Raw genomic sequence first — 18,536 nt, 5'->3', positions numbered from 1 at the left:
CTTGAAGAAAAATATTTTTACAGATCAACTAGGAACTGAACATTTTTTTGAGAAAGCACCGCAACGAATTATTTCATTAGTGCCTTCGCAAACTGAGTTGCTCTATGATTTGGGTTTAGAAGCGTATATTGTTGGAATCACAAAATTCTGTGTACATCCCTATCATCTAAAATCTACCAAAATTAAGGTAGGAGGAACCAAGAAAGTACATTATGAAAAAATAAGGTTATTGGAACCTGATATTATCATTTGCAATAAAGAAGAAAACACCAAAGAAATTGTTGAAAAACTAAGCGAAATATGTCCTGTTTGGGTAACAGATATTTTGACAATTGACGATAATTTTCAAATGATAACCGATTTCGGTCAGCTTTTTAATCGTCGTGTCGAAGCTCGAAAATGGAATGATAAACTAGCATTTGCCTTGAGCAATTTCAAACAATTTATCCATGATAAACCGACAATAAAAACGGCCTATTTTATTTGGAAAAATCCATATATGGTGGCTGGTTCGAATAATTATATTCATGAGTTGCTTCAACTCAATCGGTTTGAAAATGTATTTAGAGCAATCACTCGTTATCCTGAAGTTTCTATAGCTCAATTAAGTGACGCTAATCCGGAAGTTATTTTATTGTCATCAGAACCTTATCCTTTCAAGAAAGAAGATGGTTATGAGTTGCAACCTGATTTGTCTAGCGCTCAAATTATTTTAGTCGATGGTGAAATGTTTTCTTGGTACGGTACAAGGTTATTAAAAGCATTGGAGTATTTTAAAATGGTACGTTCTAGTTTAAAATAAAAGAGTAGAATACTATTTTTTTGAATTTTTGACTAAGAAAAAAATACCTCCCAAAAATAGTACTCCGCCCACTAAGGGGGACCAAGTTACTGGATTGTTCTTTTCATGATTAATTTCTATAGGGCCTATGTCAACAATTTTCTCAGTTGTGACATAATTAAATCCCGTGTAAATCATCATAATTGCTCCTAAAACGATTAATACTATTCCTGTATTTTTCATGATTTTCTAATTTAAATTTATAATGATATTATGATTCGTCTTTAGTGGTACGAACTAGGCTAATACCTGAACTAAAAAACACTATTCCTAAGACACCATATATAATCAGAGATTTTATATCATGTGTACTTTCAGATGCAGTACTGAATAATACAGCAGTATAGATCAAACCACTAATACCTAATATGGTTAATATAGTTCCAAAGATTCTTTTGAGGTTCATGATTTTTAGTTTTAAAGTTGTTATGTCAAAGATAGTTTGAGATATAGATCCATATTTTATACAATTCAGAAAATAAGTTATAGGATTTACGGTTATGTACTTCAAAAAAAAAAACCACTTAAGAAATAATGATAAGTACATCCTATCAATTATTTTTTAAGTGGTTAAAAAAATAGAACTTCTTAATTTTTAAAAAACAAATTCCAATGTTGTATAAAACGTTCTACTATCTGATGGAATGATTCCAGGTCCAGGATATCCTGTTGCTCTTCGGGTAAAATAACTGTTGTTTGTAAAGTTGGTTATTCCAGCTTCTAGTTTAAAGCTTTTCCATTTGTACGAGGTAGAAATATCGGCTACATAATACGCTGGGATAGGTCCGGAAATACCTGTTAATACGTTATTAGACGAATTACTGCTCGCGCTAGATAGTTGCGAGGAAACATAAGTGAATTGCAAACTAGATAAGAAATTTTTATACCCAACACTTGTACCTGATTTGATATTGTACAACGGAACAAATTCTACTTTGTACCCTTTTAAAATAGTAGGAACATCCGATTTTAAGTAACTAGAACCAGTTATAGCAGAGTTTGTAAAAAGATTCCAGCTCAAATTTTCCTTGTCTTCAAAATAAGTTTTGGCGATATTCCAATCCAATAAAGTTTCAAACCCATAGGTAATTGCTGTTCCTGTATTCGCTCTAATTTTTACAATTTGATTTGAAGAGTTAGTACCATCATAATCGCCAATTTTATCATTATAGTACAATCCAAAAATACTGGTGTCAAACGTCAATTTTTTAGCAATATTACCTCTTATTCCAATGTCAGAAGTATATCCATTTTCGTCCTTAATGTTTGGGTCAATAGTTTGACTTGGATTTACAGTACGAATATCACTAAAGGTCACTGAACGATAGTTTTGAGAAACGTTTCCGTATATTTCTATTCCGTTTTTGGGCTTGTAACTTAAACCAACACCAAACAAAAATAGATTTCTATCCTTAATTGTGTTTTCAATTTGTGTGTCATCTTGGATTACATTTCCGGCCAAATCAAGGTTGATTTTTCGATAAGAGCCATCTGCTTTGGTAATGATTTTTTCGATTCTAAAACCAGGGGTAATGGTGAAGTTGTTGTTGATTTTAAATATATTTTCTCCAAAAACCGCAACGTTCAAATTTGGAAAAGTGAAATCCGATTGGTTTTGGTAATATTGAAATTCGTCAGTCGCTAAATTAAAATTGGCATCGCTACCTGAACTTCCTGGGCCTTGTTGTTGCGTGTTGCGCGATTGATAGTATTTGGTTCCAATCAAAAAAGCACTTTTTTGTTGACCAATAAAATAGCGTTTTAGGTAACGAGCTTCAGCTCCCCAGTTGACAAAATCACCAATAATTAAATCACGTTCTTCCATAGGGTCTGGCGTAGTGATTCGGTTGTCCCTAAAGCCTAAAGCTTTCCTGCTGGCATCCAAACCAAAAAGTTGTAAGGAGAAATCAGCATCTTCATTAAACTTGTGTTTCAAACGCAAGGCAAATAAATTCCAATCTACAGCAAACCAATTTCGGGTTCTGTTGCTTTGTCTTGGGTCGTCATTAAATTGCTCGTCTGTCAATCCGCCTGGTTGTTGTGCCAAATAATTATAGTACGTATAGTCAAAATGTAAAGAGGTTTTGTCATTGAACTTATAATTCAAATTAGCAAAATAGTTTTTACTTTCAAATTCCGAGTTGGGTCTGTAGCCATCTCCTTTTTTGTAATTGAAAAAAGAATAATAGCTAAATTTCCCATTAGTACCACTTACAGAGGTATAGTTGGTAAACAACCCAAAAGAACCAATAGTATTGCGGGTTACTAGTTCAAAAGGTTTTGTAGTTGGGCTTTTTATTTTAAAATTAATCAAACCTCCAAATTGCGTTCCGTATTGTAAAGAGGCAGCACCACGAATCACTTGAATTTCTTCCAAAGCTTCGGTTGGAGTTGCATAATAGCTTTCTGGATACCCCAAAACATCAGCACTAATATCGTAACCGTTTTGACGGGTATTGAAATTGGCCGTTCTATTAGGGTTTAAACCTCGACCACCAATACTCAACTGTAAACCACCATCAGAACTTTCGTTTATGGTCAAACCAACAACTTGAGCAAAAATCTGTCTCGCATTATTGGTCGCTTTATTGGCCGTCAATTTGCTAATATTGATTACTTCCGTTTTTTTACCAGCATAAATCGCCGTTTCTTCAATGTCGTTTAGCTTATGAATGGATTGTAGTCTGTCATTTTGTTTTCGAATAATAACTTCAGATAAATTGTTGATTTTAGACAAAACAACCGTCAATTGACTTCCTGTTGTAATGCTGATTTGCTCCACGATACTAAATCCGTTTTTGTAAAACACAAAGTCATGGCTTCCTTGGTTTTTGAAATTAAATTCAAATTCCCCATTTGATTTAGAGAATTCTTTAACCCCCGTTGTCTTATTGAAGACTTCTACAGTTGCTAATTTATTTCCTTTATTATCGGTGATAGTACCCGAAATTTTATGTTGTGCGAAACTATTTATTGAAATCAATAAAAGTAGTAGAACCTTATAAACCTTTGATGGTGTCATTAAAAGGGAGAATCCAAGTTTTGTGTTTAAAGCTTTCATTTTCTTTGGCTAAATTGATTGTTGGGTCTATATATTTTTGGCTTAATCGTCCGTTGAGTGCTACATAACTGGCTACGTGTACTTCTGGGTTTTCAAAACCTTGTTTTTGATAATGTTTTTTTAAAAAATGAGCATATTCTAATATGAAATCGGGTTGAAATGACATTTGCTTTTCTTGAAACGCAGTTAAGAAGAGCGTATTGTTTACCTGTATGCTTTTATTGTTTTTTATGTCAGAAACAGTAAATTCAGTATAACCCGCTTTTTCCATTAACATCACCCGCCACGAAAAACGAAATCCTTCTTCAGTCCAAAAAAGCTCATCAGGATAGCACAAATAACGAAAAGGAAACAGCAATTGAAATGCCATAAAAAGCCCTAAAAACGACAATTTTATTTGTTGAGAAGGATCAAAGCTTTGCACTTTTTCTTTCCCGTTTTCGAATAAAAAGAGGCTGGTCGAAAAGAGTTTGGCGACAAAATTTAATATTTTTTTGTGTAACGAAGCTTCAAAGAAAATCAAAGAACTAATAATCATCACATACGGAAAAACTCCAATAGGAAATAAAATACGAGTCAATAAATGAAAGACTACGATTAAGAAAAATCCAAATCCTCGGGTTCTTTTATTCAACATCATAAAAACAATTCCAAGATCGTAAATGGCACCAATCCAACTAAAGGCGTAATGTACCCATGTTTGATTCATTAAGTAACTTAAACCAGGGATTTTGGTGTTGTCAGGCAACCAAATTTTCAGCGGCATGGCTTCTAATAACCAATCCGAATTGAGTTTAGCCAAACCAGCATAAATATAAACGATGGCTAAGAGTACTTTTAAAATATCAGTATTCCAACGAGGAATCGTTTGAAAACGGATTTTCTCATTTTTATAGGCATCAATAGAAAAGTAGCAATTGGCTGGCAAAAAACACAGTACCAAACTAACGATGGTAATAAAGTAGTAATGGTTGAGATAAGTAGTTTTATCCATGAGTTCGATATAGGTAAAACTCAAGAAAAAACTAAAAACCGCCCATTTATATTGGTAGCCTATTGCAACAAATAGGGCAGCAATACCGCAAACTATAAAAATAAGATAAGTGTAAATCCCGATAGGTTTCACCCATTCAAAACCATAATAGGTAAAGTGAAATTGTGGAGCAATATAGAACTTATCAATCCAGCCATAACTAGCAAACCGAATCAAACTCAATAGCATCATTAAACCAAACGCTAGCCTAAAGAAAGCTAGCGTTGCGGCTGATGTATATTGTTTGAAATAATTTTGAAACATGAAATTGTTGTATGTTGTAAATTTTAGGATTAGATGAAAATATTAATCACCATCATTATCTACATAATCTACTGTGATTTTTACCGCTTGCATCATATCCAGTTTTAAATACACTACATTTTGTTGTATGGCATCATAAGCGGTAATCATCTTTGTGTTATCCGTAGTGATTTGCGTGCTGAAATCGGCATTCAAGAGGTCGTTTTTAGCATAAATCGTGGTAAACTGATTATTGATGATATCACTTAGATTTTGTCCACTACGTACTGATTTCAAGAAATCCAAATAGGCTTTTAATCCAGGGCCAGTAGTACTGTTGCCAAAGTTTTTACCATTAAAAAAGTCTTGTGAGGCTTGAATAGCAGTGTTGTATAATGTTTTGGATACATCTTTTTTGTAAAAAGCTTCTACTTTTTCAGGATATGTTACATTAGAAAATACGCCGGCTGGTATCCCTAATTTTCCTGCACGAACATCTTTTTCAAAGTTTTTTAAGAATTTATTTACAGTAACACTTACGGCACTCGTTACTGAATTTCCATTGTTGGCAATGTAAGTTGCTTTGTAACTTCCGTTCCAGTCGGCTAAAACAGTATTATTGTTTGTTTTTAAAGCAGCAACCAAGTCGGTCAAATACTTTTTATATTTTGCGGCACTGCTTCCTGAGTAAAAAGCAACAATTGAAGCATCCGTAGTTCCTAAACCATTAAGTACATAATCTAAAGCTGGCAACCCTTGTTTGTTACGTTGAGAAATTAAACTAAAATCATAGGTTCCACCTGTTATGTTGGTGTCAATTCCAACTGCATCTGTTGGATAAGTATTTGTTTTTTCTTTGAAATAAATATCTTCCGATTTTCCAAAACTATAGTGTGAAACATACTGAAAGGCTTTATAAGCTTCTAACCATGAAGCTCGAACAGTTAACAGATTAGCTTCTGTTGGATTCGTGGTAAACGTATTAGCATCAGTAACTAATGTTTGCAATGTCGTTTGATAATTGGTGTAACTTGGTATAATAATATTATTTGCCCAATGTGTCAAAAGGGCTGTTCTGTCATAACCATCGTTGCTACTGCTACCATCATCAGTTGAAGAGCAAGCTGCTATCAGAGTAATAAGGCTGAATAAAAAGAATATTTTTTTCATAGAATTTTATTAATTTTTGATCGAATGATTATTTCATTGCTAGCTTTTGGTGCTTAAAACCAAAATTGGAACCTTAATAAATACCTTCTCAAAATTTGTGCAAAAGTACAAAAAAAAGCAAGAGGGGATTATTGCTCTTGCTTTGATTTTATTGATTTAATTTACTGTTGCTGCTTGAGCAACTGTGAAACCAAATTTAGTTGCAATTTGTAATGATAATACGTCTAATTTGGTGTTTAAATAATCCACATCCCAAAAACCATTTGTCTGATTTGTTCCAGAAATAAGTGTACTTAATATTGTATCTACTTCAGCTTTGGTAAAATATGGCGCATTTGTACCAGGTTTATTGGTATAACGAAGACACATGATGAAGCCATACGCTTCTGAAAGAGCGTGAAATGCTGGAGCATTATTAGTAGTTAGTTTACTTTTTCCTTCTTGAAGATAAAATACAGCACGAACTGCAGGAACTAAAGCTAATTTTGTTTTGATAATATCGATTTGAGCATTTCTTGTCTCATAATCATTGGCTACTATTGCAGCTCTACCTTTAATAAAAGCATTTTTAAGATCAACAGTTATGGTATTAAAATCAACATCAGCATTCACTTGATTGATATAGCTATCCCAGTATTTCCCTCCATCAGCACCATAAATATAGCCATAAGCTTCATCCCATGTGTGCTCCATTGTAGTATAATTTTTAGCTGTTTCCACTACCTTATTGGTGTTGTTTTCTCTGTTTGAAGCTTCATCTAGTTTGTCAGTGCTTAAGTAATTATTCACTACTTGATCCATAAAACAAGCACCCATCATTCCTTTTAAAAATACTTGTTGCGGCTCTAGTCCATTTGCTGCAAATAATCTGCTTGATGTACCATCAAGATAAACGCCTGCAACACCTGCTGATGCAGCTACCTGTGGAAGTGTACTTGCAAAAGAAGCATTGGTTAATTGTGTTTCAAAAAAGGCTTGTACTGCAAGTTTCTCTGCTGTACCTCCTCCGCCTAAGAAAGTAGAAAAATAATCTTTGGAAGCAGCAGTTTTGTCTTTTAACTGTTTTCCAGAAGTATTTAAATCAGTGCTCGAAAAAGCATTATTTGAATTAACATACATATTAGATAATACAGTATTGCTGGCAAATGTTTTGTTTTTTGCTGCAGTACTAATGTACGTCCCCATTTCCCCCAGCATTAATAATCGACTAGATTGACCAGAGAAATCTACTGTAGTAGAACTATTTCTTTCAAAAGTGTATTGCGTTGGGACATTATAATTTAAAGTTGAATCCTCATTATCATTTGTACAAGAAGTTAAAGATAAAGTGGCTACTGTTATTGCAGTGAAAAGTAAATTTGAACGAGTCATTTATGATTTATTTAGAATGAATAAGAATAATTTTCTGCAAAGATAGCATCTCATTTTAAAAACACAAACTTTATTTAGATTATTTATAAATAAGATTTAATCACATTTGTTTTTCAGTTGATTAGCTATCGATTTTTAGGTACTATTCAATAAAAAAACTTAGATAAAACTACATTTGAGTTGCCTTAGAGGTATAAAAAGGAAAGCGTAAAGCGGCATCTCCAAATGTTTTAGAACTAGACTTATCTGATGATAAAAAATAGAGTCCATCAAATTAAAACGATACCTAGGGTGTCGTTTTACTATGATGGACTCTTCATATTGTATTTATTCCAAATGTACCTAAAGGTATATTTGCGTTAAAAAGAATACTGCTCTTTCTTTATAAAATATCTTTTAAACCATACAATGGCTAATTCTGCGGCTTCTTGTAATTTTCCGGGTTCTTTAAAAAGTTGAGTTGCTTTAGGTACAATTTTCATTTCTTTAACTGATTGTAGTTCGTCAAATGCCATTTTATTCATGCCGATAATAGGAACATCAATACCTCCAACAATTAATAAAGTGGGTGATATAACCTGACTTAAGGTGTTTATAACCATATCGGGTCTTCCGCCACGTGAAACTACGGCTTTAATTATTTTTCCAAAATATGCAGCTGCTCTCATCGCTGCTGCAGCTCCTGTACTGGCGCCAAAGTAACCAATAGGGAGATCTTTTGTGTGCTTATTTTGTATCAACCATTCGGTTGTTTCTATTAATCTACTAACAAGAAGATCTATATTGTATTTGTTTTCGTAAACCAAATCTTCTTCCTCTGTAAGAAGATTAAACACCAATGTTCCAATATTTTTGTTTTGGATTAATTCTGCAAGAATTTTATTTCTTGAGTTTGACCTTTTTGAGCCACTCCCATTAGAAAAAATAACCATACCTGTTGCTTTGTCGGGAATTACCATATTTCCTTTTAGTATTACGGATTTCAAAGGGATATCCATTTCGAATTTTTTCATGACGACTATTATTAAATTAGAATAATTTAGGAATGTAGATTCGCGCAAAAAAGATTCGAGGAGGTATGTTTGTATTGTAATCTATATTAAAAACAACATTGCGTAGGTAAATTGTATTTTAAATAGGATTGTTGGAATAATTTTCATGATATTCTAAAATTTCCACCAGGCTCAATTTTATTTCAAATAGATTTATTTGTAATATAAGTACACTACAATAAAGACTAGTATAAAGGTAGTTAAAAATGACTAGATTAGACTGTTTTTTTTAATTAATTTTTAAGTAAAATTCTGATTTTTAGTATTTTATGTTGTTTTTGGCGATTTTTAAGTTACTATTTTTAGTAGGAAGGTTTTTTTACCAATAAACTCCTTTTTTTAAGCTCTTGTATTTTAACTATATTTACTATAAAAACTTCTTTATAATGGCACTATTAGATCACATTAATTTAAAAGCAAAAACCGATAAAAATACTGGTTTCGGTACTAATTCTAGTAGTTATGGAGGTCGTTTTATCAATAAAAATGGGGTAGCCAATATTGAAAAAAAAGGAATGAATATTTTGCATCGCATCAGTTGGTATCATACATTGATTGATATGCCTATGTGGAAGTTTATGACCATTGTTTTGGCTTTTTATGTTGGTATTAACTTCGTTTTTGCAGCTATTTATTTTGGAATAGGTATAGAATATTTGGATGGTATATCAAATTCGGATAGTGATTGGGGGAAATTTGGGAAAGCCTATTTTTTTAGTGCTCAAACTTTTACTACCGTAGGTTACGGTCATATTAGTCCTAAAGGATTTATGACCAGTGCACTCTCAGCTGCCGAGGCCTTGATAGGATTGTTGAGTTTTGCTATAGCTACCGGTTTATTTTTTGGGAGATTTAGCAAGCCTACTGCTTTCTTGAAGTTTTCTCACAATGCTGTGATTGCTCCGTATGAAAATATAACGGGATTGATGATTAGAATGACACCTTTTAAAAACACCAATTTTACAGATGCTGAAGCTAAAATGACTTTAGGGATGAGTATTGAGGAAAATGGTCAAATGATCAATAAATTTTACACACTAGACTTGGAATTACAAAAAATAAACTCTCTCAGTTTGAGTTGGACTTTAGTACATCCTATTAATGATCAAAGTCCTTTGCATCAATTTACTAAAACTGATTTTGAAACTATTCATGGCGAATTGTTGGTATATGTAAAAACGTTTGACGATATGTTTAGTAGCACTGTTGCCGCTCGGACATCTTATGTTTTTAGTGAAATTGTTTATGGTGCTAAGTTTGTTCCCATGTACACTCGAAATTTTGATCATTCTAAAACGGTTTTGGATTTAGATAAATTAAATGAATTTGTTCCTGTCGTTTTAGGTTAGTATCTCGTAATAGGACTTACTGTTTTGTAATCATTTCATCTAGGGCATGCTCCGCTTAATAATGCGAGTCTAGCTATTTTTCTATGCCTCTATTATAGAGTGGATTAGCCTCTAGTAAGAGATTTTTTCCCGACGCTTCTGGACTATTTTTCACGTAAAATAGCTTAACAAGAAATTCAATTGATAAATGAAACTTGAAAAAATTAGACGGAATTTTAGGCTAATGTTATTACTTTTTTGTTTAGTGTCAATTAATAAACTACATTTGTTTAATATTTAATCAGATATGTTAAACAAAGTAAATACCACATTTAGTATTAAGGATCTTGAAAATCTTTCAGGAGTCAAAGCTCATACGATTCGGATATGGGAAAAAAGGTATGATGTGTTTCAGCCACTACGTACAGATACCAATATACGAATCTATGATTTAAAAAGTTTGCAAAAGCTTTTGAATATTAATTTTTTACATCAATACGGTTATAAGATTTCTAAGATAGCGACCTATTCTGAGGATGAAATTTCCGCTATGGTTCGTACTATTGTTTCAGAAAAGAACGCCAAGAATCATGCTATTAATATTTTTAAAATAGCGATGATGAATTTTGATCATCAACTTTTTGTAAAGACATATGATTGGTTGACCCAAGAAAAAACCTTTAGACAAATTTTTGTAGAAGTGTTTATTCCATTTATGGAAGAAATAGGTCATTTATGGCAGACAGATACCATAACTCCAGCACACGAACATTTTGTTAGTCATTTGATTAGACAAAAAATAATACTCAATATTCATCAAGCACAACTCAAGGAAAGGTCTCAATTTGATCGTATTTTTGTTTTGTCTTTACCTTTAAATGAAATTCATGATTTGGGGTTGCTTTATTTGAATTATGAAATAGCTAATTTAGGGTACCAAGTGATTTATTTAGGTGAAAGTATGCCAATTGAAAACTTAAAAGATTTAAAAAATCATTTTAATGATATCATTTATATTTGTTATTTTACTGTACAGCCTGTTATGGATGATTTGGATGGATATGTAAATGAAATGACAACTCAATTGTTGGAGGATAACTCAGAAATTTGGTTGCTGGGTCGAATGACACAAAACTTAAAAAGAGGTAGTTTGTCAAACAAAATCACGGTATTCGATTCAATGCTCGAGTTAATTCAAAAATTGTAATTGCGTTTACTTATAATTCAATAATAGTTAAACAAATGAAAAAAAACATCACCATAATAGGCTCTGGGTTTTCGGCATTGTCGGCTTCTTGTTATTTGGCAAAAGCAGGGTTTCAAGTTACGGTTTTTGAGAAGAATGATAGCATAGGAGGCAGAGCCAGGCAATTCAAAGCTGAAGGATTCACTTTTGATATGGGGCCAAGTTGGTACTGGATGCCAGATGTTTTTGAACGTTTTTTTGCCGATTTTGGAAAAAAAACAACTGATTATTATGAGTTGATAAAACTTTCTCCAGCCTACAACGTATATTATGGGGAGGAAGATTTTATTGCTATCGCAGATAATTTGGACGAGATCGTAACTACATTTGAATCAATAGAAAAGGGTAGTGGAAATCACCTCCGAGATTTTATTGCCAAAGCCAAAAGTAATTATGATATTGCGATTAAAGACTTAGTGTATCGACCAGGAGTTTCGCCTTTGGAGTTAGTGACCCTAGAAACAACCAAGAAATTGGGGCAGTTTTTTAGCACAATCAAAAGAGATGTTCGTAAGAAGTTTAAAAACCAAAAACTGGTTCAGATTTTAGAATTTCCCGTTTTATTTCTAGGAGCCAAACCATCTGACACGCCATCTTTTTATAGTTTTATGAATTATGCCGACTTTGGTTTAGGAACTTGGCATCCCAAAACAGGAATGTTTGATGTAGTAAGAGCCATGGAAAGTTTAGCGACGGATCTTGGAGTAGTTTTTAAAACTAATGCATCAATAGAAGAAATTGTCGTAGAAAATGGAATAGCTAGAGCAATTGTAGTCAATGGATGTCGAATCAATTCTGATTTGGTCTTAAGTGGTGCTGATTACCACCATACGGAAACATTGTTGGGTAAACAACACAGAGTCTATTCTGAAAAATATTGGGAAACAAGAGTGTTTGCTCCTTCGTCACTTTTATTTTATATTGGTTTCAATAAAAAAATAAAGAACGTAGCCCATCATGATTTGTTTTTTGATGTCGATTTTGAGGCACATGCCAAGGATATTTATGATGAGCCCAAATGGCCAAAGAATCCTTTGTTTTATGCCAATTTTCCTTCCATTACCGATAAGTCGGCAGCGCCAGAAGGAATGGAATCCGCTTTTTTCTTAATTCCACTAGCACCCGGAATTACAGATACTGAGGAATTAAGAGAAGAATATTTCGATAAAATCATGACACGATTTGAGACAATTACACAGCAAAAAGTAATGAAGAATATTGTGTATAAAAAATCATTTTGTAAAAATGATTTTGTGTCAGATTATAACTCTTATAAAGGCAACGCTTATGGGATGGCAAACACTTTATTGCAAACAGCTTTTTTACGACCTAAGTTAAAAAGTAGCAAAGTGAAAAATTTATATTTCACCGGACAATTAACAGTTCCTGGACCAGGAGTTCCGCCGGCATTGATTTCTGGGAAACTAGTTTCAGAATTAATTATTAATCAATTTTTAGAATCTTAAACATGAAAAATTTATTTGATACCGTATCGTTTAAGTGCAGTAAGTTAGTCACTAAAAATTATAGTACCTCATTTTCATTAGCGGTATATATGTTGTCGCCAAGTATTCGGGATGCCATTTATAGCATTTATGGTTTTGTTCGTTTTGCTGACGAAATAGTAGATTCTTTTCATGGGTATGACAAAGAATATCTTATTAATGACTTTGAAAAAGAGTATTATAAAGCATATGAAGCTGGAATTAGTTTGAATCCTATTTTGAATTCCTTTCAGCATACTGTTAAGGAGTATAACATTACAGATGATTTGGTGCAAGCTTTTTTGAAAAGCATGAAATTGGATTTGGTTAAACTCAATTATGATAATAAAGAAGACTATAATGAGTATATTTATGGTTCTGCTGATGTAGTAGGTTTGATGTGCTTGAAGGTTTTTGTCAAAGGGAATGAACTTAAGTATGAATCTTTGAAAATGGAAGCCATGCGACTGGGATCTGCTTTTCAAAAGGTGAATTTTTTAAGAGATTTGAAAGATGATAACCTTATTTTGAATCGAAATTATTTTCCAGGAGTTGATTTGAATTCTTTTGATGAGGAGGCTAAAAAAGCTATTATTACTGAAATTCAAGAAGATTTTAGAGTGGCGTATCAAGGAATTGTAAAACTGCCTATTGAAGCCAAGTTTGGGGTTTATACTGCTTATGTATATTACAAAAAGTTGCTCAATAAATTAGAAAAAACGCCTTCTCATGAAATTGGAAATAGTAGAATCCGAGTGTCAAATTATTCTAAAATGGGATTGCTTGCCAAATCTTTTGTTTCGTATAAGTTAAAATTAGTCTAAAAACCGATAATTTAAAACATAAAAAAAATGATTTCATTTTTGATCACATTAGCTGTTTTTTTATTCATGGAATGTGTTACTTGGCTCACTCATAAGTTCGTAATGCATGGATTTATGTGGTATTTTCATGAAGACCATCACCAGCCAAAATACGCCAACATTTTTGAACGCAATGATGTTTTCTTTATCATTTTTGCTATTCCAAGTATTTTGTTATTCTATTTTGGAGTTGAGGGAGGAATCAATTATTTATTTTTCATTGGTTTGGGAATTACCATTTATGGTTTTTGCTATTTTATGATTCATGATGTTTTGATCCATCAACGTTTTAAGTGGTTTAAAAACACTAAGAATCCTTATTTAATAGGACTTAGAAAAGCGCATAAAGTGCACCACAAACATTTAGGAAAAGAGAAAGGAGAATGTTTTGGGATGTTATTTGTACCTTTTAAGTATTGGAAGATCTAGTTGATTTTTTGTTTAAGGTTTAAAATTAGTTTGATAACTTTAAATTTAAAGATTCAAGTAATCGACTTTAAACCAAACAAACTTTAAACTTAAAAACAAATTTTTAAAAATGTCACTATATCTAATTCTAAATATCGCCTCTTTTATCATTCCGTTTTTATACAGTTTTGAGAAAAGGATGCAGTTCAGTAAACGGTGGAAATCTTTTTTTCCAGCGTTGTTGCTTACAGCTGCTTTTTTTATAGTTTGGGATATATTTTTCACCAAAATAGGTGTTTGGCATTTTAATCCAAGGTATCACACTGGGATTGAAATTTTAGGGTTACCCATTGAAGAATGGTTGTTCTTTATTTGTATTCCCTATGCGAGTTTATTTATACACTTTGCTTTTCATTATTTTTTGCCAAAAGCAGCCTTGAGCGATACTACTGTCATTCGTATTTATGGACTCATAGTTATAATTGTTCTACCAGTATTAATTTGGAATTGGGGCAAATGGTACACAACGGTTAATTACAGCCTTTTATTAATTTTAGTGACATATACCGTTCTCAAAGCACCTCAAATTCTGAATACTTTTTTTATCACGTTCCTCATTATTTTGATTCCATTTGCAATTGTTAATGGAATTCTAACAGGGAGTTTTATAGCCGAACCCGTTGTTTTTTATAATGATGCAGAAAATTTAGGCATTCGATTAGGAACAATTCCTATTGAAGATATTGGTTATGCATTTTCGATGTTATTAATGACTTTGGTAATTATGAAAAAATTAGAGAAATAAATTCCACATATTATGAAATTATATAAAAAAGAATCAGTACAAATCATCAATGCTAGTCTAGAAGAATGTTGGGCTTTTTTTTCTAGTCCACAAAATCTACAAAAGATTACACCGGAAACCATGGGATTTAAAATCACAGATTATGATGGTAAAAAAATGTATGCGGGTCAAATTATTCAATATAAAGTATCTCCAGTTTTAGGTGTCAAATTACCTTGGGTAACTGAAATTACAGTCGTAAAAGATAAAAGTTACTTTATTGATGAACAACGTTTTGGGCCTTATGCATTATGGCATCACAAACATTTTTTTGAAGCTACAGCACAAGGGGTAAAAATGACTGATGTCGTTCATTACGGTTTGCCTTTAGGTTTTTTAGGCCGTATTATGAATACATTGGTAGTCAAAAACAAACTGACAGAAATATTTGCTTACCGCGAAAAAGCGGTCAATGAAATTTTTAATAGTCTCTCATGAGTAAAACTAAAGTTTCTTTTTTTTGGTTCCGTAGGGATTTGAGGTTAGATGACAATGTAGGGTTATTTCATGCATTGCGTTCCATTTACCCAGTAATCCCAATATTTATTTATGATGATGTTATTTTAGAAAATTTACCAAAGGATGACGCTAGAGTGACATTCATTTATGAATCATTGACTGAGATAAATGCAGAGCTAGACGCTGTGGGAAGTTCCCTTTTGATAAAAAAAGGAGAAACCAAAATTGTTTGGGAATCTTTGTTACAAGAGTTTGATGTACAAGAAGTATTTTGGAACAAAGATTACGAACCTTTTGGAATTGCTCGAGATTTGGCTATAGCTACCAAATTAAAGGCGAAAAACATCAGTTGTCATTCCTTCAAAGATCAAGTCATTTTTGAAGAAAACGAAGTTACCAAAGCAGATGGTTTGCCATATACGGTTTACACTCCTTTTAAAAATAAGTGGTTGGTAAAACACAAATCTTGTTTGCCAATAATAGAATATACAACGGAAGATTATTTTTTTAATTTTTTTAAATATTTTTTCACATTTCCTTCCATTGAAGAAATCGGGTTTGAGAAAAGTACAATTAAGGTTAATGCTCATAATTTAAGCCAAATCAAAACCTATCAGGATACCCGAGATTTTCCAGCTTTGGATACAACTTCTTATTTGTCTCCTCATTTACGATTTGGTACAGTAAGTATTCGTAAATTAGTAGTGTGGGCTTCAAAAACTAATGCCGTTTTTTTAAGTGAATTGATATGGAGAGAATTCTTTATGCAAATTCTATTTCATTTTCCGAAAGTAGTGACACATAATTTCAAAAGTTCTTATGACGGGATTCAGTGGCGCAATAATGAAGCTGATTTTGAACGTTGGTGTTCAGGAAATACGGGGTATCCCATGGTGGATGCGGGTATGCGTGAATTGAATGCAACGGGTTATATGCACAATAGAGTGCGTATGGTTGTAGCTAGTTTTCTGTGCAAGCATTTGTTGATTTCGTGGCAATGGGGGGAAGCTTATTTTGCTCAAAAATTATTGGATTTTGATTTGTCTGCCAATGTAGGAAACTGGCAATGGGCAGCTGGAACAGGTTGTGATGCTGCACCGTATTTTAGAGTGTTTAATCCTGAAATTCAAATGAAAAAGTTTGATGAAAAAGGAATTTATATTCGTAAATGGATTCCCGAATTTGATTTAGGCTACGCAGCACCAATGGTTGAACATGCTTTTGCTCGTGACCGTGCCATAGCAACTTATAAAGCAGGAATTGTTAAATAACATAAGGATGAAAAAGAAGGTTTTAATAACAGGAGGAACTGGTTTTGTAGGACGTAGTCTAACACAATTATTGGTTGAGAATGGTTATGAGGTGAGTGTTTTGAGCAGATCGAAAAGAGAAAATAAACCATCAATTTCGTATTGTATTTGGGATATAGATAAACAAATTATTGATGAACAAGCCGTACTTGAAGCCGATTATATAATTCATTTGGCAGGAGAAAATATAGCTGGAAAGCAGTGGACTTCCCAAAGAAAAAAAGCAATCATTGACAGTAGGGTACAACCCGTACAACTTATTGGGTCTATTTTAAAGAAACGCAATAAAAAATTAGAAGCCTTTATTTCAGCTTCAGGTGTTGGTGTTTATGGTGCTGTAAACGGAAGTGAAATTTGTGACGAAACCATAAAATTAGCCGATGATTTTTTAGGTCATACTTGTCAAAAATGGGAAGATACAGCTGATTCTTTAAGTCCATTTTCAAACCGAATTGTGAAAGTAAGAACGGGTTTAGTGTTGGGAAAGAATGAAGGTTTTTTAAAAAAAATGTTGCCCGTTTTTAAATGGAGATTAGGTGCTGTATTAGGTTCCGGGAAACAATACATGCCTTGGATTCATATTGATGATTTGTGTGGTATTTATTTAGAAGCAATTACAAATTCGGAAATGGATGGAGCTTACAATGCTGCTATAAACGATAATACGACGAATATGTTTTTTTCAATAACGCTTGCTAAAGTTTTAGGTTATAAAATTTGGTTACCTAATGTTCCCTCTTTTATACTTCAATTAGCTATGGGTGAGATGTCTCAAATTATTTTGAAAGGCAGAAGAGTTTCGTCTGATAAAATAGAAAATCTAGGATTTCATTTTCAATTTAAGGATTTGTCTTTAGCACTTCGTCAGTGTATCTAGCGTCGTTATTTAAGTACGTAATCAACTTTAATCATAACTGATTCAGCTACTTTTTTACTTACTACTTTTGGTATCGTAATGTTAAAATCGGAGGGTTTTACTGTGAATTCGCAATTTACTTGAATATCCTCCCCGTTTTTTTGAAGTATAATTTTAGTGTTAATTTCCTTGATCTTTCCATGAAGTTGTAATGTGCCTGTTAAGTTATATATTTTAGGGGCGTTATTTTTGAGGGTACTTAGATCAAAATCAATGATTGAACCTTTAAATATTGCTTTTGGAAAACGATTGCTCTCAATGTAGTTTTCATTAAAATGCTCTTCCATTAAAGCGACTTTGAATCGAAATCCTTTTACTAATGCTAAGCTAGCAATTTCTCCAGTTTGCGTGTTTAAAATACAACTCGCAGATTTATTTGTAGCTTTCACTTCTTCAAAGGCGGGTACTGAAGCTTCAAAAGTTAATTCACCAGTTTTAGTGATTTTTCTATTTTGAGAAAAACCACTTGTAACGGTTAATAGTATTATAATATATAAATTTAAGTATCTCATTTTATTGTTCTTTATAACCATCATTTTTCCAACTGATTACTTTATCAATTGTTGCTTGAGGTAAACGAGTTCCGTTATCGGGCATCATACCGCTTGTACCTTGTGCTTTAGAAATTCTTTCTATAAGTTGTTCATTAATAATCGCATTTTTAACTTTGGTATATGTATTTAATGAAAAAGAAGCTCCATTAGTAGGAGTAGTACCATGACAGGAATTACAGTTTGATGTTATGATAGTTTGAATTGTATTGGTATAAGTTATTGTTGTTGGGATAGGATCTGGATTAGAACCTGTTGTAATATCTGATTCCGAATTATTCGAACAGTTTACATTTATTAATGAGCCAATAGCAATAAAAAGGAATTGATAAGTTTTCATAAATAGATCTTGAAGA

The 18,536-nt window shown here is 32.7% G+C and carries 18 protein-coding genes; 10 read left to right on the top strand and 8 right to left on the bottom strand.

What is annotated here, in order from left to right:
- Nucleotide 1: 1 nt before the first annotated feature.
- Complete coding sequence (locus ABZP37_RS15155; protein ID WP_366183938.1) at nucleotides 2-802, top strand: helical backbone metal receptor; 801 nt, start codon at nucleotides 2-4, stop codon at nucleotides 800-802.
- 12 nt (nucleotides 803-814) lie between these two features.
- Here the strand turns inward: ABZP37_RS15155 and ABZP37_RS15150 are convergent, their stop codons facing one another.
- From ABZP37_RS15150 to ABZP37_RS15125, 6 genes are all read right to left on the bottom strand, one after another.
- Entirely contained in the window at nucleotides 815-1,024 is a 210-nt protein-coding gene (locus ABZP37_RS15150; RefSeq protein ID WP_366183937.1) for a hypothetical protein, read from the bottom strand.
- Between the two features lie 412 nt (nucleotides 1,025-1,436).
- A complete protein-coding gene (locus tag ABZP37_RS15145) occupies nucleotides 1,437-3,902 on the bottom strand; it encodes a TonB-dependent receptor (RefSeq protein WP_366183936.1) in 2,466 nt (821 codons plus the stop codon).
- A complete protein-coding gene (locus ABZP37_RS15140; protein ID WP_366183935.1) occupies nucleotides 3,841-5,199 on the bottom strand; it encodes an HTTM domain-containing protein in 1,359 nt (452 codons plus the stop codon). Before ABZP37_RS15140 ends, ABZP37_RS15145 begins: the two co-directional genes overlap by 62 nt.
- 42 nt (nucleotides 5,200-5,241) lie before the next feature.
- Nucleotides 5,242-6,348 carry an imelysin family protein gene (locus ABZP37_RS15135; RefSeq protein WP_366183934.1) on the bottom strand — a complete coding sequence of 369 codons (1,107 nt, stop codon included), beginning with the start codon at nucleotides 6,346-6,348 and terminating at the stop codon, nucleotides 5,242-5,244.
- Nucleotides 6,349-6,504: 156 nt separating this feature from the next.
- Entirely contained in the window at nucleotides 6,505-7,719 is a 1,215-nt protein-coding gene (locus ABZP37_RS15130) for a DUF4856 domain-containing protein (RefSeq protein ID WP_366183933.1), read from the bottom strand.
- A gap of 359 nt (nucleotides 7,720-8,078) precedes the next feature.
- Nucleotides 8,079-8,732: an alpha/beta hydrolase gene (locus ABZP37_RS15125; protein WP_366183932.1), complete on the bottom strand. Its 654-nt coding sequence runs from the start codon at nucleotides 8,730-8,732 to the stop codon at nucleotides 8,079-8,081.
- Nucleotides 8,733-9,157: 425 nt separating this feature from the next.
- Between ABZP37_RS15125 and ABZP37_RS15120 the strand changes: the two genes are divergently transcribed.
- The 9 genes from ABZP37_RS15120 to ABZP37_RS15080 all read left to right on the top strand — a co-directional run bounded on the left by ABZP37_RS15120 (nucleotide 9,158) and on the right by ABZP37_RS15080 (nucleotide 17,590).
- A complete protein-coding gene (locus tag ABZP37_RS15120) occupies nucleotides 9,158-10,120 on the top strand; it encodes an ion channel (RefSeq protein ID WP_366183931.1) in 963 nt (320 codons plus the stop codon).
- 286 nt (nucleotides 10,121-10,406) lie between these two features.
- On the top strand, nucleotides 10,407-11,306 hold the full coding sequence (locus ABZP37_RS15115) for a MerR family transcriptional regulator (RefSeq protein WP_366183930.1): 900 nt from the start codon (nucleotides 10,407-10,409) through the stop codon (nucleotides 11,304-11,306).
- Between the two features lie 35 nt (nucleotides 11,307-11,341).
- Nucleotides 11,342-12,811: a phytoene desaturase family protein gene (gene crtI / locus ABZP37_RS15110; RefSeq protein ID WP_366183929.1), complete on the top strand. Its 1,470-nt coding sequence runs from the start codon at nucleotides 11,342-11,344 to the stop codon at nucleotides 12,809-12,811.
- A gap of 2 nt (nucleotides 12,812-12,813) precedes the next feature.
- Nucleotides 12,814-13,653: a phytoene/squalene synthase family protein gene (locus tag ABZP37_RS15105; protein WP_366183928.1), complete on the top strand. Its 840-nt coding sequence runs from the start codon at nucleotides 12,814-12,816 to the stop codon at nucleotides 13,651-13,653.
- A 27-nt stretch (nucleotides 13,654-13,680) separates the two neighbouring features.
- Nucleotides 13,681-14,121 carry a carotene hydroxylase gene (locus tag ABZP37_RS15100; RefSeq protein ID WP_366183927.1) on the top strand — a complete coding sequence of 147 codons (441 nt, stop codon included), beginning with the start codon at nucleotides 13,681-13,683 and terminating at the stop codon, nucleotides 14,119-14,121.
- Between the two features lie 109 nt (nucleotides 14,122-14,230).
- Nucleotides 14,231-14,905, top strand: a complete 675-nt coding sequence (locus ABZP37_RS15095; protein ID WP_366183926.1) for a lycopene cyclase domain-containing protein — start codon at nucleotides 14,231-14,233, stop codon at nucleotides 14,903-14,905.
- Nucleotides 14,906-14,917: 12 nt separating this feature from the next.
- On the top strand, nucleotides 14,918-15,382 hold the full coding sequence (locus tag ABZP37_RS15090; protein ID WP_366183925.1) for an SRPBCC family protein: 465 nt from the start codon (nucleotides 14,918-14,920) through the stop codon (nucleotides 15,380-15,382).
- The gene (locus ABZP37_RS15085) at nucleotides 15,379-16,674 is read left to right on the top strand and encodes a deoxyribodipyrimidine photo-lyase (protein WP_366183924.1); all 1,296 of its coding nucleotides are present in this window, start codon (nucleotides 15,379-15,381) and stop codon (nucleotides 16,672-16,674) included. Before ABZP37_RS15090 ends, ABZP37_RS15085 begins: the two co-directional genes overlap by 4 nt.
- 7 nt (nucleotides 16,675-16,681) lie before the next feature.
- The gene (locus ABZP37_RS15080; RefSeq protein WP_366183923.1) at nucleotides 16,682-17,590 is read left to right on the top strand and encodes a TIGR01777 family oxidoreductase; all 909 of its coding nucleotides are present in this window, start codon (nucleotides 16,682-16,684) and stop codon (nucleotides 17,588-17,590) included.
- Between the two features lie 5 nt (nucleotides 17,591-17,595).
- Here the strand turns inward: ABZP37_RS15080 and ABZP37_RS15075 are convergent, their stop codons facing one another.
- Nucleotides 17,596-18,141, bottom strand: coding sequence for a YceI family protein (locus ABZP37_RS15075; protein ID WP_366183922.1), 546 nt, complete (start codon nucleotides 18,139-18,141; stop codon nucleotides 17,596-17,598).
- A gap of 1 nt (nucleotide 18,142) precedes the next feature.
- A complete protein-coding gene (locus tag ABZP37_RS15070; RefSeq protein WP_366183921.1) occupies nucleotides 18,143-18,520 on the bottom strand; it encodes a cytochrome c in 378 nt (125 codons plus the stop codon).
- Between the last annotated feature and the right edge of the window lie 16 nt (nucleotides 18,521-18,536).

This window comes from Flavobacterium ovatum (genome assembly GCF_040703125.1).
Lineage (GTDB): Bacteria > Bacteroidota > Bacteroidia > Flavobacteriales > Flavobacteriaceae > Flavobacterium > Flavobacterium ovatum.
Note: the sequence above shows the minus strand (reverse complement) of the source record. Positions and strands in the feature narration are given on the sequence as shown.